The following is a 13,823-nucleotide window of genomic DNA, read 5'->3' as shown; positions in this document are numbered from 1 at the left end:
ACGCGATGAGCGTTACGTGTGTCGACTCCTCGTGAGCAGACCACCTGGTCCCTGAGGCACCCGCCAGGGCAGTAGCACGCATTGGACGGACAGCGCGGGATCGGCGATAGGCTGTGGCGGTGGCAACGGGCATCAGAGCGAGGGAGAGGATGCCGCCGGTCGCGCCGGCTATGGACACGTCGCCCAATCCCTGCGTCTTCATCTCGTACGAGGCCCGCGCGTCGTCGACGCTCGGGAAGCGGTGGATGAGCGCACCGTCGACGGCCGTGCCCTCCGGTGCCGCCCGGGCCGCGCCGGCGTAGAGAGCCGGCGCGGCCGGGTCGGTCACCTGCTCGCGCGGCATGACCACGCAGGCGCTCTTCAGCCGGCCTTGGTGACCAGTTCGATCAGGGCGTCGGCTGCGGGGGCCGAGGAGGCCGGGTTCTGCCCGGTGATCAGCAGGCCGTCCGTGAGGACATAGGGCTGCCAGTCGCCGGTCTTGGAGTAGACGCCGCCGAGCTTGGTGAGTTCGTCCTCGACCAGGAAGGGGACGATGTCGGTGAGCTGGACGGCCTCCTCCTCGGAGTTGGCGAATCCGGTGACCTTCCTGCCCGCGACCAGCGGGGTGCCGTCCTCGTTCACGGTGTGCCGCAGCACGCCGGGTGCGTGGCACACCAGTGCCACGGGCTTGCCGGAGCGCAGGGTCGTCTCGATCAGCCGGGCGGAGAGGGGGTTCTCGGCCAGGTCCCACAGCGGGCCGTGGCCGCCAGGGTAGAAGACCGCGTCGAAGTCGCCAGCCGAGACCGAGTCGAGGCGCACGGTGTTCGCCAGTGCCTTGGTCGCCTCCGCGTCGGCCTCGAAGCGCCGGGTGTCGTCCGTCTGGAAGCCGGGCTCGTTGCTCTTGGGGTCGAGCGGCGGCTGACCGCCCTTCGGCGAGGCGAGCGTGATCTCCCAGCCGGCCTCCTTGAAGCGGTAGTACGGCGCCGCGAGCTCCTCCAGCCAGAACCCGGTCTTGACGCCGGTGTCGCCCAGCTCGTCGTGCGAGGTGAGAACGATCAGAACCTTCATGACACACTCCTTGGGTGAGTAGACCAGTCTACTATTGAGGGTGAAATGGTGCCCCATGACCGGGCCGGTCACGGGGTGCGGGTGTTCTACAGGTGCAGAAGGCCACGCGTCACCGCCGTGACGGTGTCGAGCGGGGCCAGGCTGCGATGGATCTTCGCCATGACGCTGGCTCCGAGCCACATGTCGTACAGGGCCTGCGCGACATCGCGGGCCTCGCCGTCGACCGAGAGAGAGCCGTCCTCCAGGCCGTCGGTGATCGTCCGCTCGATGCGCTCGACGACGGAGCCCGTACCCTCCTTCAGAGCCAGGCGCATCGGCTCGGACAAGTCCGCGACCTCGGCCCCGAGCTTCACGGCCAGGCACTTTCCCTGGCACTCCTCGAGGCTCTGCGTCTCCCGCCACTGCTGCCAGTAGGCCATGAGCCGCTCGGCCGCCGACTGTCCGGAGTCGGCGAGAACACGGTCCATGTCCGTGAGGTAGTCCGCGAAGTAGCTCCGCAGGATCGCTTCCCCGAAGGCGTCCTTCGAGGCGAAGTAGTGGTAGAAGGACCCCTTCGGCACGCCGGCCTCCGCGAGCACCTCATTGATGCCGACAGCCGAGTAGCCCTTGTGGGCCATGATCCGCTGGGCGGTGTCGAGGATGATCCGGCGGGTGTCCTTGGTGCGCGTGGTGACCGGCATGTGGTGAACCGTAGCAGTCGAGTAGACCAGTCGTCTAGAAAGGAGAGGCGACCGCTTCCAGGGCTCAGGCCGCAGTTCCGTGCGCCCGTTCAGAAGGACCGGAAGATCCCCTCGGCATCATCGTGGGCCCATGCCGCGAACTCCTCGAAGCCCAGGTTGCCGATGCTCAGGTTCGCGTGGACCTCGTGCAGTCTTGCGGGGATGGCACGGAAATCACGACCGAACTCGGTCAGTTGCTCGTAGTCCTCGTCGTCCACGCATTCCTCCCGCGTCAGCGTGGTGACCGCCAGCAGTGGGTGGCTCTCGGCCTGCATGGTCGTACGGTCGGCGAGAAAGACGACGGCCAGGTTGCCGTCGCCGCGGACCGCCGCCAACACCTCGTCGACGGTTGCCCCCGACCAGGCCGGATCGTCGACGAAGTGGACGTCTGCCTCGTACTGCCCGTCTCCCCAGGGCTCCCTCAGCGCCGCCACCACGTCCTGCCACGCCCGGTCGTCGAGGTAGTCGGTTCTGACGACGAGGGCATCGAACTCGTCACGGCTGGTGACGGCGGGCAGCGGTCTCATGGATTCCTCTCCTCGGTGGTGATCGGTGAGTCGCGTCCGACTGTCTCATGGGAGATTTCCGGGGATTCGGGTGAGACGTCCGCGCGCAGGGTCATGGATGACACGGGCGCGGTGACTACGACGCGTTCGCTCGCTCGAACCGGTCGCTCGTGGGATCAGCGAGAACCGAGGCAGCGGACATGGCCGCCATGACGACCCGCTCTCCTGCCGCGCGTTCGGCGATGACGAGGCCGTGCTCCAGTGTCTCGACGTGCGACGTCCGGCTCGCCGACACCACCGTGGATGCGGGCGGGCCCGCGTCACCGTGTACCCGGCAGGCGAGGTGGACCCGGTCCCCGTCGGCGAAGGCGAATGCCGGCCCGTCATCAGTGCACTCGCCCCGGTCCGGGACCCGAACACCACGGCGACCCTCCCCGGCGCTGGCGCCCTCCCCTCACGAGTATGCCGCGGCCGCCCTTGACCCGATGCGTCACGAACCGCGCCGACAGGCCCTCGGCCAAATGACCGGGATCAGTCCCACCAGTTGAACATCAGCTCGCCGACCGTTCCGGGACACCAGTGACGCACCTGTTCCCGCTCGGCTTCGGCGAGCTCGCCGGTGTCGGCCATCGCCAACGGCGTGCTCAGTTCGTCGACGTCCAGCAGCCGGAAGCCGCACCGCTCAAACGCGTGCGCCCAGCCCGGTGGGGAGGAGAACTGCGTCAGCGGCACGCCTGCCTGCGGTGGACTCGCCGTAAAGGCAATGACCGGGAGTGCCTCGTGGCACAAGACGTTCGACCGCATGCCCGGCGCGGTAATCCGCGCCACATGGAAGTTCGACGTGGCTCCGGCCGGCGCCAGTTCGGCGACCGTGCCCCGAATCGATCTCGCCACCGCATGGCAGACGGTGTTGAAGGCCGCGACTTCCACCTGGGGCAACGGGGCATCGCCGTGCCCCCAGAATCCAGTGGCTCCTCGCGCGACGCGGATCACCGCACGACTCAACGCTCATTCCGTCCGTCAGGCCCTCCGAGGGTGGCACTCGACCGATCAGAGTGATCACGCGCCGGTTCTGCCACCCGTCGGACGCCTCCTCGAAGGCCGCCAGTGATCAACGGCAGCCGGCCGAGGCGGAGCGGGACAGGCGAGGGCAGAGGACCGCGGGTCGGCCGGGCGCGGAACGCTTCCAGGAGATAGGCCACCAGGCGCCGGGACGCCGAGCGGTCGCCCGGCAGCGCGGCGACCAGTCCGCCGTTGGCCAGGAAGACGATGCCCAGGTCGGCGGGGTGGAAGTCGGGTCGCAGCGCACCTGCGGCCTGGGCCCGGCGGACCAGGGTCAGGGCGTCTCGCTCGGCGCCACCGCGGGCGTCGGCGTGCGCATGCGCGGCGTCGGGGAAAGCTGCGAGGAAGGCTGCGGGAAAGGCCCGTTCGTCACTCTGGAGCGCGCACACCGTCTCGACCAGCCGGCAAAAGCCGCGCCACGGGTCGGGGTCGGCAGCGGCCTCGGCAAGGACGCGGGAGCAGGTCTGCGTCTGTTCCGCGAAGGCGGCCCGCAGCAGATCGTCCCGGGTCGGGAAGCGCCGGTACAGCGTCGCCACCCCGACCCCGGCCCGCGTGGCCACCGCGGTCACGGGCGCATCGATCCCCCGTTCGGCGAACACCGCGCGGGCGGCCACGAGGATGCGCTGCCGGTTGAGCCGGGCATCCGCCCTCAGCCCGTCCCCCGTACCACCCCGGCCCGCGTCTTCGCCGGTGATCCGAGAGGATCCTGCGGTCAATTCCTCTCACCTCCGCGGTAAGTGGACGATGTTCTCCGATTGCCAGTCTACGTTCGGCACCACTCCCCCAACCGGCAGAGGTGACGCCCATGGACACGATGATGAAAGCCGCTCTCTACGACCGCTTCGGTGGTCCTGAGGTGCTGTACGTGGGCCGGATACCGCGTCCCGAACCGAAGACCGGTGAGGTACTGGTACGGGTGCGTGCCGTGAGTGTGAACGGCGGTGAGGCCGCGGGCCGTTCGGGCAAGGTCCCCCTCATCACCGGCCGCAGGTTCCCGCAGCGCGTCGGCCTGGATCTCGCCGGTGAGGTCGCATCACTCGGCCCGGCCGTCACGGATCTCACCGTCGGCGACCGGGTGTGGGGCGTCCTGGGCCTCGCCTCGGGATTCGGCAGCGCCGCCGAATACGTGACCGTCCCCGCCGACCGGCTCGGCCGCATCCCTGACGGGCTGGGCCCGGTCCGGGCAGCCGCACTGCTGACGGGCGGCACCACGGCCATCACCGCCCTGCGCGACAAGGCCCGCCTGCGCCGCGGCGAGTCTCTCCTCGTACGCGGCGCAGCGGGTGGCGTCGGCAGCGTCGCCGTGCAACTCGGCCGCGCGCTCGGCGCGGAGGTCACCGGCCTGGCCCGCGCGGCCAATCTCGACTTCGTCCGTGACGGGCTGGGCGCCCACCACGCGGTCGACCACCGGGCTGTCCGCCCGGACCAACTGGGCCGCTTCGATGTCGTACTCGACACCGTCGGAACCGACCTTTCCGATTACCGCAAGCTCCTCGTCCCCGGCGGCCGCATGGTCACCGTCGCCCTCGACCACGAGCGCGTCGCCGCAACCCTCGGCATCATCGCGGCAAGCGCGGTGCACGGACGAAGCCGGGTGCGGTTCTTCAGCGGCAACCCCAAGCGCCCGCTCCTCGACGACCTCGCCCGCCACACGGCGGAGGGGCTGCTGCGTCCGCCGGTGGACACGGTGTTCCCTCTGGAGGAGATCTCAGCCGCCCACCAGGCCCTCGCGAACGGCGGCGTGCGCGGCAAGTACGTCGTACGCATCGCCTGACCGTGGCGGCCTCTCCAGTGTCCCGCCACGAGCCGTCGGGGCCCGGCCGACGCCGCCATCGGCCGGTCCCGCTCGCTCAAGTCAACTCGGCGGGTGGCGGCGGCACCTTGAGCTCCAGAGGTCGGGGGTAGGTGGACTCCGGATCGCTCCGCCCGCCGCGAGTCGGCAGTTGGGGGCCGTTAGAGTCACCGGGGTGGAAACCCCTACCCCTCCCGTCCTTCTCCTTCCCGCACCCCGTACCTCGACCGCCGAGCTCATCGCACGGGCAGCGGCCTGGCGCGGCTACGACGTGACGGACCGGGTGACGCGTGCCGAGGGACGCCGGGTGCACTGGTACGGAGGTCCCCGTGCGGCCGCACGCCTGGCCGGTCCGCTGGGCCTCGGGCTGCTCGAACCGGCCGACGACTGGTTGACGCACGTACCGCACACTCTCCTGCGGCGCCACATACGGCTCACCACCCTCGGCAAGGCCCGGGCGCTGCGGGAACGAGTCTTCGTGAAACCGCCCTCGGCCAAGATCGACCTGCTGCCCGCCGCTGTCCACGAGGACGGATCCGGCCTGCCCGGCAGGCTCGATCCCTCCACGCCGGTCCTGGTGAGCGAGGTAGTGGAGTTCGTCGCCGAGTACCGGCTCTTCGTCCTCGACGGCACAGCCGTCACCGGAAGCCGCTACGCCGTCCACGGACACCTCGACCCGGCACCACTGGACGCCGAAAGCCGTGCCTTCGCCCGCACCGTCCTCGACGCCACGGCCGCGAGCCTGCCCAGCGCGGTGTGCCTGGACATCGGCCGGCTCTCCGACGGCAGCTGGGCGGTCGTCGAAGCCAACATGGCGTGGTTCGCCCACTGCTACGCCGCCGAACCGGATCGCGTCCTCGACACCGTCCTCCGCGCCGCCGGCCCGATCACCGCAGTCACCGACCGGGACCGGCCGCACCTGAACAGGCCGACGGCCCCTCCGGAACAGATTCCGGAGCGGCGGACGGCCGACGCCGGTCGCCCGACGCCGACACTGTCATGAACCGGTTCCTCGAAGGCGAACGGTCGGACACCTGGCCCTGCCCAGCACCACCGCGAGCGCAACCGTACGCGCCGTCACCCCGTCAGGCGCAGGTGGGCACCCCTTCCAGCCACGCCGGACCCTTGATGTAGATGTTGCTCATCCAGGCCTTGTAGTCGGGCAGGTAGGACCAGGCGTCGTTGGTGTAGCCGTCGGAGGTGACCCGCTCCGCGTGCTTCTGGCACTCGACGCGGATGGTCGTCGAGTCCGGGAAGGCGTAGACGCGGCGGGCGCGGGTCGACGGTTCGGCCTTGGTCCACACGCCGGTGCCCCAGGTCTCGAAGACATGGCCGGTGACCGGGCCGGTGTTGACGCGCAGGGCGCCGAAGTAGTCGCCGTTCAGCCGGACGTCGCTGACCATGAGCTTGGTGCCGGACTGCCGGGCCTCGACCATCTTGCCGGCGCCCAGGTAGATGGCGATGTGGTGCAGGTCCTGCTCGGTGCCCCAGGCCAGCAGGTCGCCCGGCAGCAGCGGGGCGAGGCCCTGTGCGGCGGTGAAGCGCTCGGCGGCGTGGTGCGTGTAGTACTGCTGGGAGGCGACCCCGTCGAGGATGTCGGAGCCGGCGGCCTGTGCGTAGGCGTAGCGGACCAGGCCCGAGCAGTCGAAGCCGCGCCGCTCGGGGTCGTGCTCGCTGGCCGGGTCCGTGGGATCCACCTGCCCGTAGGTGGCGCCGGGCTGCGCGCCGTGCCCGCCGCCCCACGTGTACCAGGTGCCCGCCGCGACCTGCTCGCAGGCCGCGGCGACGGCCCGCTCGGCGGCCGCGGAGGCGCCCGACGCCAGGACCGCGCACCGGCTGTCCGCGGCTCGGGCGGAAGCGGGGGCGGGGGCGGGAGCGGGAGCGGGGGACGCGAGGGCGGACCCCGTCGTTCCCAGGACGAGTGCGAGTAAGGCGATGAGTGTGCCGATGAGACCGGTCCGGCGGGACATGCGGAACATGCCGGGACCCCCGTTTCGTCTTGAGTGCTGGTGTGCTGTCTGCTGGTGGGCAGAAGCCTGTGGCGCGTTCCCGCGCGCCGTCGAGAGCCTGAGGGTGTCCCCGTCGAACGGGCAACGGGAAACCTTGGGGAAACCCCCTCCCACCAGGCTCTTCTGTCGTGCGGTCAGCTCGGCCGGCACCCCGGCTCGGGCGCCCCGGACAGCCGCAGCCGGCAGATCGCGGCGAACCGTGCCGGCACGTCGAGTTCCCACAGGCGTACGGTCCCGTCGGTGCTGCTGCTCGCCACGGTCCGCCCGTCCGGGGCGAAGACGGTGCCCCACACCGCGTTCGTATGACCGGTCAGGGTGGCCCAGGGCCGCCGCTCGGCCACCTCCCACAGCCGCACCGTACGGTCGCTGCCGCTGCTGGCCAGCAGTCTGCCGTCGGGCGAGAAGGCGATGCCGCGCACCGAGCCGGTGTGGCCGCGCAGCGCCGCGACCTGGCGGTGCCGACGCACGTCCCACAGGCGTACGGTCCCGTCGTTGCCGCTGCTCGCCAGTGACCGCCCGTCCGGGCTGAACGCCACTGCCCGTACGGCGCCGGTGTGGCCGGTGAGCGTGGCCAGCCGACGGCGTCCCGCCACGTCCCACAGCCGTACGGTCAGATCGTCGCCCGCGCTGGCGAGGGTGCGCCCGTCGGGGCTGAAAGCGACGTCGTTGGCGAAGTCGGTGTGGCCGGTGAAGGTGGCCAGGAGGCGGTGCCCCGGCACGTCCCACAGCCGTACCGTACGGTCGGCGCCCGCCGACGCGAGCAGGGTGCCGCCGGGGGCGAACGCCACCGCGAACACGTTTCCGCGATGCCCGGGGAGGGTGGCGAGGAAGCGGTGGGTGGCCACGTCCCACAGCCGGATCGTGCCGTCGGACCCGGCCGAGGCCAGGGTCCGCCCGTCGGGCGCGAACGCCACCGAGAACACGGCCTCGCGGTGGCCGCGCAGCGTCGCGACGACCCGGCGCCGCGCCACCTCCCACAGCCGCACGGTGTGATCGGCGTCGGCGGTCGCCAGCAGTCTGCCGTCGGGGCTGTAGGCGGACTGCCACACCTCGGTGAACGGACGCGCCGTCAGCACCGAGCCGCGCAGGTCCCACAGCACCACCGACTGGTCGAACCCGGCGGTGGCGAGCATCCTCCCGTCGGCGTTCACGGCCACCCCCATCGTGTAGTCGGTGTGGCCGGTGAGCGTCAGCGTCTGCATCCCGCTGCGCACGTCCCACACCCGGGTCGTGCCGTCTCCGCCGGCGCTGAACACCGTGGCGCCGTCGGGGGCGTAGGCCACCGCGTTGACGTCGTCGCTGTGCCCGCTCAGCACCGCGGTCGTCCGACGCCTGGACACGTCCCACAGCCGGACCGTCCGGTCGGCGCTTCCGCTGGCCAGGCTCCGCCCGTCCGGTGCGAACGCCACGCCGTAGACCTCGTCGGTGTGCCCCCGCAGCACGACGGGCCGCCGGTCGCCGGCCGTGTCCCACAGCCGTACGGTCCGGTCGGCGCCGGCCGACGCCAGGGTCCGGCCGTCCGGCGCGTACGCCACCGCGTCGACCTGCCCGGTGTGCCCGGCGAAGGACGCGACACGGCGCCCGGTGTCCGAGGCCCAGAGCTGGACGGTCCCGTCGGCCCCCGCGACCGCCAGCGTGCGCCCGCGGGGATCGAAGGTCACGGCCCGGGCGCCCGTGGTGCTCGCCGGCAGCACCAGCCTGACGCGGTGGCCGGCCGTGCCCCACAGCCTGACCGGGGCGTCGGTCGAGGTCGCCGCGAGCGTACGGCCGTCGGGGCTGAAGGCGACCGACCGCACCCGTCCGGGCATCCGGAACGTGGCGGTCGTACGCCGGTCGGCGAGTCGGCGCAGCATCACGGTGCCGTCCGAACTGCCCGTCGCGAGAGTCCGCCCGTCGGGCGCGAACGCCACCGAGTTGACCGGACCGCGGTGTCCGCCGAGCCGGGCCGAGAACGGCTGCGCCTGCGTGCTCAGCAGGGCGCCGCGCGCCTCCGGCGTCGCCTGCGAACGGTAGGCGTCCTCCGCGAGCAGCATGGAGGCCTCGGGCTGCCCGGCGGCCAGGGATGTGGACTGGAGGGCGAGGGCCTTGGAGCGTGCGACCCGCTCGTGCTGAAGGGCGGCCGCGCGCTGCTGGTACGCCAGGGCCCCGGCGGTGACGGCCAGGACCAGCAGCACGACCAGCGTGGCCAGCGTGCCCTGCCGGCGCCGCAACTGGCGCCGGGCCAGCCGCTGTTGTTGCGCCTCCTCGGCCAGGCTCGCCCGCAGGAAGGCCTCTTCCTGCGGGCTGAGCCCGGTCCTGCCGTCGCGTTCCTGCACCCAGGCACGAACGGTGTCCAGGCGGGTGCCCCGGAAGAGGGCGGACGGGTCGCGACCCTCACGCTCCCATTCGTCGGCGGCCTGGGCGAGCTGCTGGTGGATCAGCAGTCCGGCCCGGTCGGCGTCGATCCAGCCGCGCAGCCGCGGCCAGGCGTGCAGCAGCGCCTCGTGGGCGATCTCCACCGTGTCCCGGTCGGCGGTGATCAGCCGGGCCCGCACGAACGCGTCCAGGGCGGCCTCGGCGCCATCCGTGTCGGCCGCCCGCTCCATCAGCGCGGTCCGGCTCATCCGGCGCCGGGTCGGTCCGGTGCCGTCGGCGACGTGCACCAGGCGCACCAGGATCCGGCGGATCGTCTGCTGCTCGGTCGGGTACAGCCCCGCGAACACGCTCTCGGCGGTCCGCGCGACCGCGCCCCGGATCCCGCCGGTGCGCTCGTACCCGGCGACGGTCAGCGTGGCGCCCTCGCGCCGTTGCCAGGTCGCCAGCAGGGCGTGGGAGATCGACGGGAGTGCACCGGAGGGGGTGACGTCCGCCATGGTGCCCGGTTCGTCCCGCAGGCCCGCGTCCCGCAGCAGCAGGGGGACCAGGCCCGACTCCAGAGTCAGTCCGGCGAGTTCGGCGGGCCGGGTGATCGCCTCCCGCAGCTCGGCCACGGACATGGAGGGCAGCACGAAGAGACCTTCGGCGAAGGCCGGGGCCAGCTCGGGCAGTTCGAGGCAGCGGCCCGACAGGTCGGCCCGTACGCCGAGGACCACGACCGCCGGGGCCCGGTCCTGGACGTCCGCCGGGCGGGATCCGGACAGGGCGCACAACACCCGTACGAAAGCCCGTCGTTCGTCGTCGTCGGTACAGAGGGTGAACAACTCCTCGAACTGGTCGACGAGCAGCACCGGCCGCACCGGCGGGCACCGTCTCTCCGCGGTGACGCCGGGGTTGCCGTCCACCGCCCGACGCACCGCCTCCAGCAGGGTCTCGGGCCGTTCCCGCACCTGGCGTACGGTGATGCCGAGATCGCCGTCCACGGCCTTCGCGACGCCGGTCAGCAGCTCCTCCAGCGGATGCGCGGTGGGCGTGAACGCCGCGACCGGCCACCGCTCGGCGCCCGGCATGGGGAAACCCCCGGGGCGCCCGAAAGCCGGTACGAGACCTGCGTTGAGCAGGGACGACTTGCCGGCGCCCGAGGGCGCGACGACGATCAGCGGTCCCTCGCCGACCCGTTCGAAGACCCGTTCCACCACCGCGGCGGTGGCCTGCTCGCGACCGAAGAACCATGCGGTGTCCTGCGCGGTGAACGCCGACAGACCCCGGTAGGGACATGCGCCGTCGGACTGCGCCGAACCGGTCGTGGCGCCCTCGCTCTGCCCGGCCTGCGAGGAATCCGGCGTCAGCAGCCGCAGCAGGCCGCCCTCGGCGCCCAGTATCCGGTCGCAGCGGCGCGCGACATCGACGGTCGCCCGCTTCGCACCCGTCTCGATCTTGCTGAGGTAGCCCTTGCTGTAGTGGGTCTGCCGGGCCAGGTCGGCCAGCGACAGCCCGCGCTCGCGGCGCAGCCGCCGCAGCTGGGCAGGGAAGGACGCGACGGTGCCGTCGGGCGGTCCCGCATCGCGTCGGTCGCCGGTGTGCTGCTCCCCCACAGCTTCCCCCAGGGTGTTGCGCGCGCAAGCGCCGTGACACAGCGGATGCACAGGCTACTGCGGGGGTGGGACGGTCGACCAAACCTTTCACCCGTGTGGCGCAGACACGAACGTCCGCAACCGCGGGCGCGGTTGCGGACGTTCGTGTCCGGGCGAGGGGTGCTGAGGAGTGCTACGGACGGTTGAGCTTGATGGAGTTGACCGGTCCCAGGTCGGCCCACACCCCACTCTGCGCCGGGATGGTGTAGTTGCAGTTGGTACCGCCGTAGTTGAGGCAGAGCTCGGCGGTGGCACCGCCGGTCTGGTTGTTCAGGACCCAGTGCCAGCCGTGCTGGTTGACCAGGTCGTGGGGCCCGTAGCTCCAGTAGACGTCGCTCGGGCGCTGGGCGGGGTCCTGGCCCTGCGGGTAGACGCAGACGGCGCCGGACGGACATCCGGCCCAGTCCCCGGCGGCAGCGGCGGGCCGGGCCTGGGCCGCCCCGCTCATCGCCATCACCGCGGCCGCCGTCGTCGCGAGCGCCGCGGCGCCACGGAAGATCTTGCGCATGGTTCCCCCTTGCGGTCGTCCTGCCTGTTCGCAGGCCGTGTCTGATCTGAGCCACCAGACTGGCCCGCCGCGCCCGGGGAGGTCGACGGGTTTCCCGTTGCCCGTCGGCCACACCACCGGGAAACCGGCCGTGACCAGCAGAGTCTCGGAAGAGGGAGGCAACGTCGGAACGCCCTGTGGGCGCGGTGTTGGCGAGGGAGGGGCGGTGCAGCCTCGGGTTGTTCGCGGTTGTTCGCGGAGCAGGGGAACGGCCGGTGCCGCGCGGGGGCCCATGCGGTCCAGGCAGTTCACGACGTGGTTCGCTGTCGCGGGGTTCTGAGCCATGGCCTTCAGCAGTGCGTGCAGGACAGCCGGCGCCTCAGCCTGGCCGCCGATCTCCCGGAGCGCCGCCGCGCAATGCACCCGAGCCCGAGCCCGCCGATCGCGGCCAGGCGCGCGTCCGGATCGGGATCGCGGGCGAGTTCGGCGAACCGCGCACCGCGCTCGCGCAGGAAGGCGCCGGCCTGCGCTGACAACAGAAGCCGCTCCGAGAGCCGGGGACCCGGGACCCGGGACCCGTACGACTTCATCGGCACGATCGCGTGCTTACCTCTGTGACACCTCGTAGGCCTCGCGGATGGACGCGGGGATACGCCCACGGTCGTTGACGAGGTACCCGTTCGCGCGTGCCCAGAGACGTATCGGCTCGTCTTCCGGACGGGGATCGGGACCAGGGGGGCCGGCAGGCCGGCCGGGGCCTCTCCAGTCCCCCGAGGACACCCCTTCCAGGCGGTCCGCTGTCTCGTGGAAGAAGGCGGACAACGAGGCGTATGCGCCCTCCTCGGGGCCGGAAGCCTCGTCCCAGGACCCCATGTTTCCGCTGAGAGTGTCCAGAAACGTCCCGTAGAGACCGTCGCGCTCCGCGGCGATGGGCACCCACTCACGACGCCAGAACGGCTGGTCGGGGTCCGGGGACGGCTGCATCTCCTCCAGGCCCATCCGGCTGAGGTAGACCCGCTGGATGTCCGTCAGCCCGAGAAGGAGATGCCCTCCGGGGATGTCCATCTCGCATCCCAGCGCCACCAGACACGACTGACCGTCGGGCTGTCCGCCGGCATCGATGTCGTTCACCAGCAGCCACTGCCGCATCTCCTCGGGCAGGTCCAGCCCCATGCGCAGTTCGGCCTCCCTGATGGCCGTACGGCTCCCCGGGCCGCCCAGCGCGGTGAGGGTTTCGGGGTCGTTGCGTTCAAGCCACGCGGTGACCCGGCCCCACGCCTCCCGCACGTCTCCTGTCCCGTCCACGCGAGAACCGTAATGGGACCACTGACATCAGCGCCCGTATCCGAGACGGCAGCGGGTGCTGCCGTGCACCAACGTGCCGGACGGGGCAAGCGAACTGCTCCCTGGGGTTTCCCGAGGGTTTCCCGTTGCCTGTTCAGCCGGGCGACGTCCGTGCCTCGACAGGATCCTCGCGCCGCCAGCACGCTGCTGTGGAGCAACCCCGTGACGGCGCCGACCAACCGCCGGGGTTGGCTCACCCACGCCGACAGCAAACGGCCGGCCGGCCGTGCGACGACCCATCACGGCCGGAGAAAGAAAACGGGGAACGACATGAGAAGACACAACCTGGATCAGCAACCTCTTCCTCCAGGGCCCGGCGATCACACCTGGTGTGCCGTCGTGCGGGGACTACTCGAGAATCGGCGGCACGCTGGAGGGCGCTTCCTCCAACACCTCCTGCGGTGACGGCACTCCACCCGAATCCGCCGGCGCGTGGACGGCCAGGTCCGCCACCGTGTTCGGTCGTACCGTCGAGCTGCGCTACAACGGCACGACCGCCTGCGCCTGGGGCCGTATCAGCGGCGGCACGATCGGTGACGAGATCTGGGTCGATCGCAGCAACGACGGCGGCAACACCTGGGAGCCGATGCTCGGCTGCACGACCGTCACCTCGGGCGGCGACGCGTACACCACCCAGTGGAACGACAACGGCCTCGTGATGCGTGCCTGCGGCACCAACGGCAAGGGCGGCTCCATCGTCTGCACGGGCTGGTTCTGACCTGTCGCGCCTCGCGACTGCTGTTGATCGTCCCTCCCCCCCCCAACATCGAGAACGAAGGAGTCTGATTCGAAAATCCAACCTTCCCGCAGGTCACCCCGCTTCCGCTGATTGGAGGGACACTTGATAACCGAGCATGTTGAGCTGGCT

The 13,823-nt window shown here is 71.5% G+C and carries 13 protein-coding genes and 1 pseudogene; 3 read left to right on the top strand and 11 right to left on the bottom strand.

Annotated elements, in window-relative coordinates; genetic code table 11:
- Positions 1–360: 360 nt before the first annotated feature.
- From ABZ490_RS49625 to ABZ490_RS49605, 5 genes are all read right to left on the bottom strand, one after another.
- Positions 361–1,047 (bottom strand): type 1 glutamine amidotransferase domain-containing protein, encoded by a 687-nt coding sequence (locus ABZ490_RS49625; protein WP_359006782.1) that lies wholly within the window; start codon positions 1,045–1,047, stop codon positions 361–363.
- A gap of 86 nt (positions 1,048–1,133) precedes the next feature.
- The gene (locus ABZ490_RS49620; RefSeq protein ID WP_359006779.1) at positions 1,134–1,727 is read right to left on the bottom strand and encodes a TetR/AcrR family transcriptional regulator; all 594 of its coding nucleotides are present in this window, start codon (positions 1,725–1,727) and stop codon (positions 1,134–1,136) included.
- Positions 1,728–1,816: 89 nt separating this feature from the next.
- Positions 1,817–2,293, bottom strand: a complete 477-nt coding sequence (locus ABZ490_RS49615; RefSeq protein ID WP_359006776.1) for a hypothetical protein — start codon at positions 2,291–2,293, stop codon at positions 1,817–1,819.
- A 510-nt stretch (positions 2,294–2,803) separates the two neighbouring features.
- Positions 2,804–3,265, bottom strand: coding sequence for a hypothetical protein (locus ABZ490_RS49610; protein ID WP_359006773.1), 462 nt, complete (start codon positions 3,263–3,265; stop codon positions 2,804–2,806).
- An 8-nt stretch (positions 3,266–3,273) separates the two neighbouring features.
- Positions 3,274–3,987 carry a helix-turn-helix domain-containing protein gene (locus tag ABZ490_RS49605; protein WP_359006825.1) on the bottom strand — a complete coding sequence of 238 codons (714 nt, stop codon included), beginning with the start codon at positions 3,985–3,987 and terminating at the stop codon, positions 3,274–3,276.
- A gap of 161 nt (positions 3,988–4,148) precedes the next feature.
- On the opposite strand from ABZ490_RS49605, the gene ABZ490_RS49600 reads away from it, so the two are divergent.
- The gene (locus tag ABZ490_RS49600) at positions 4,149–5,108 is read left to right on the top strand and encodes an NAD(P)-dependent alcohol dehydrogenase (protein ID WP_359006822.1); all 960 of its coding nucleotides are present in this window, start codon (positions 4,149–4,151) and stop codon (positions 5,106–5,108) included.
- A 193-nt stretch (positions 5,109–5,301) separates the two neighbouring features.
- Positions 5,302–6,129 (top strand): ATP-grasp domain-containing protein, encoded by an 828-nt coding sequence (locus ABZ490_RS49595; RefSeq protein ID WP_359006770.1) that lies wholly within the window; start codon positions 5,302–5,304, stop codon positions 6,127–6,129.
- Positions 6,130–6,211: 82 nt separating this feature from the next.
- On the opposite strand, the gene ABZ490_RS49590 is transcribed toward ABZ490_RS49595, so the two are convergent.
- The 6 genes and pseudogenes from ABZ490_RS49590 to ABZ490_RS49565 all read right to left on the bottom strand — a co-directional run.
- On the bottom strand, positions 6,212–7,096 hold the full coding sequence (locus ABZ490_RS49590) for an NlpC/P60 family protein (RefSeq protein ID WP_359006819.1): 885 nt from the start codon (positions 7,094–7,096) through the stop codon (positions 6,212–6,214).
- A gap of 173 nt (positions 7,097–7,269) precedes the next feature.
- A complete protein-coding gene (locus tag ABZ490_RS49585; RefSeq protein WP_359006767.1) occupies positions 7,270–11,085 on the bottom strand; it encodes a helix-turn-helix domain-containing protein in 3,816 nt (1,271 codons plus the stop codon).
- A 172-nt stretch (positions 11,086–11,257) separates the two neighbouring features.
- The gene (locus tag ABZ490_RS49580; RefSeq protein WP_359006764.1) at positions 11,258–11,632 is read right to left on the bottom strand and encodes a hypothetical protein; all 375 of its coding nucleotides are present in this window, start codon (positions 11,630–11,632) and stop codon (positions 11,258–11,260) included.
- A 329-nt stretch (positions 11,633–11,961) separates the two neighbouring features.
- Complete coding sequence (locus ABZ490_RS49575) at positions 11,962–12,147, bottom strand: hypothetical protein (RefSeq protein WP_359006761.1); 186 nt, start codon at positions 12,145–12,147, stop codon at positions 11,962–11,964.
- A gap of 70 nt (positions 12,148–12,217) precedes the next feature.
- Entirely contained in the window at positions 12,218–12,484 is a 267-nt protein-coding gene (locus tag ABZ490_RS49570) for a histone-like nucleoid-structuring protein Lsr2 (protein ID WP_359006815.1), read from the bottom strand.
- Positions 12,485–12,898: pseudogene (locus ABZ490_RS49565) on the bottom strand (SMI1/KNR4 family protein); the annotation flags it as partial.
- A gap of 388 nt (positions 12,899–13,286) precedes the next feature.
- Here ABZ490_RS49565 and ABZ490_RS49560 point away from each other — a divergent pair.
- Positions 13,287–13,673 (top strand): DUF2690 domain-containing protein, encoded by a 387-nt coding sequence (locus ABZ490_RS49560; protein WP_359006758.1) that lies wholly within the window; start codon positions 13,287–13,289, stop codon positions 13,671–13,673.
- The last annotated feature ends 150 nt before the right edge of the window (positions 13,674–13,823 follow it).

It is taken from the genome of Streptomyces sp. NPDC005811 (assembly GCF_040630405.1).
Taxonomy (GTDB): domain Bacteria; phylum Actinomycetota; class Actinomycetes; order Streptomycetales; family Streptomycetaceae; genus Streptomyces.
This window is presented reverse-complemented; position numbering and strand designations above follow the sequence as displayed.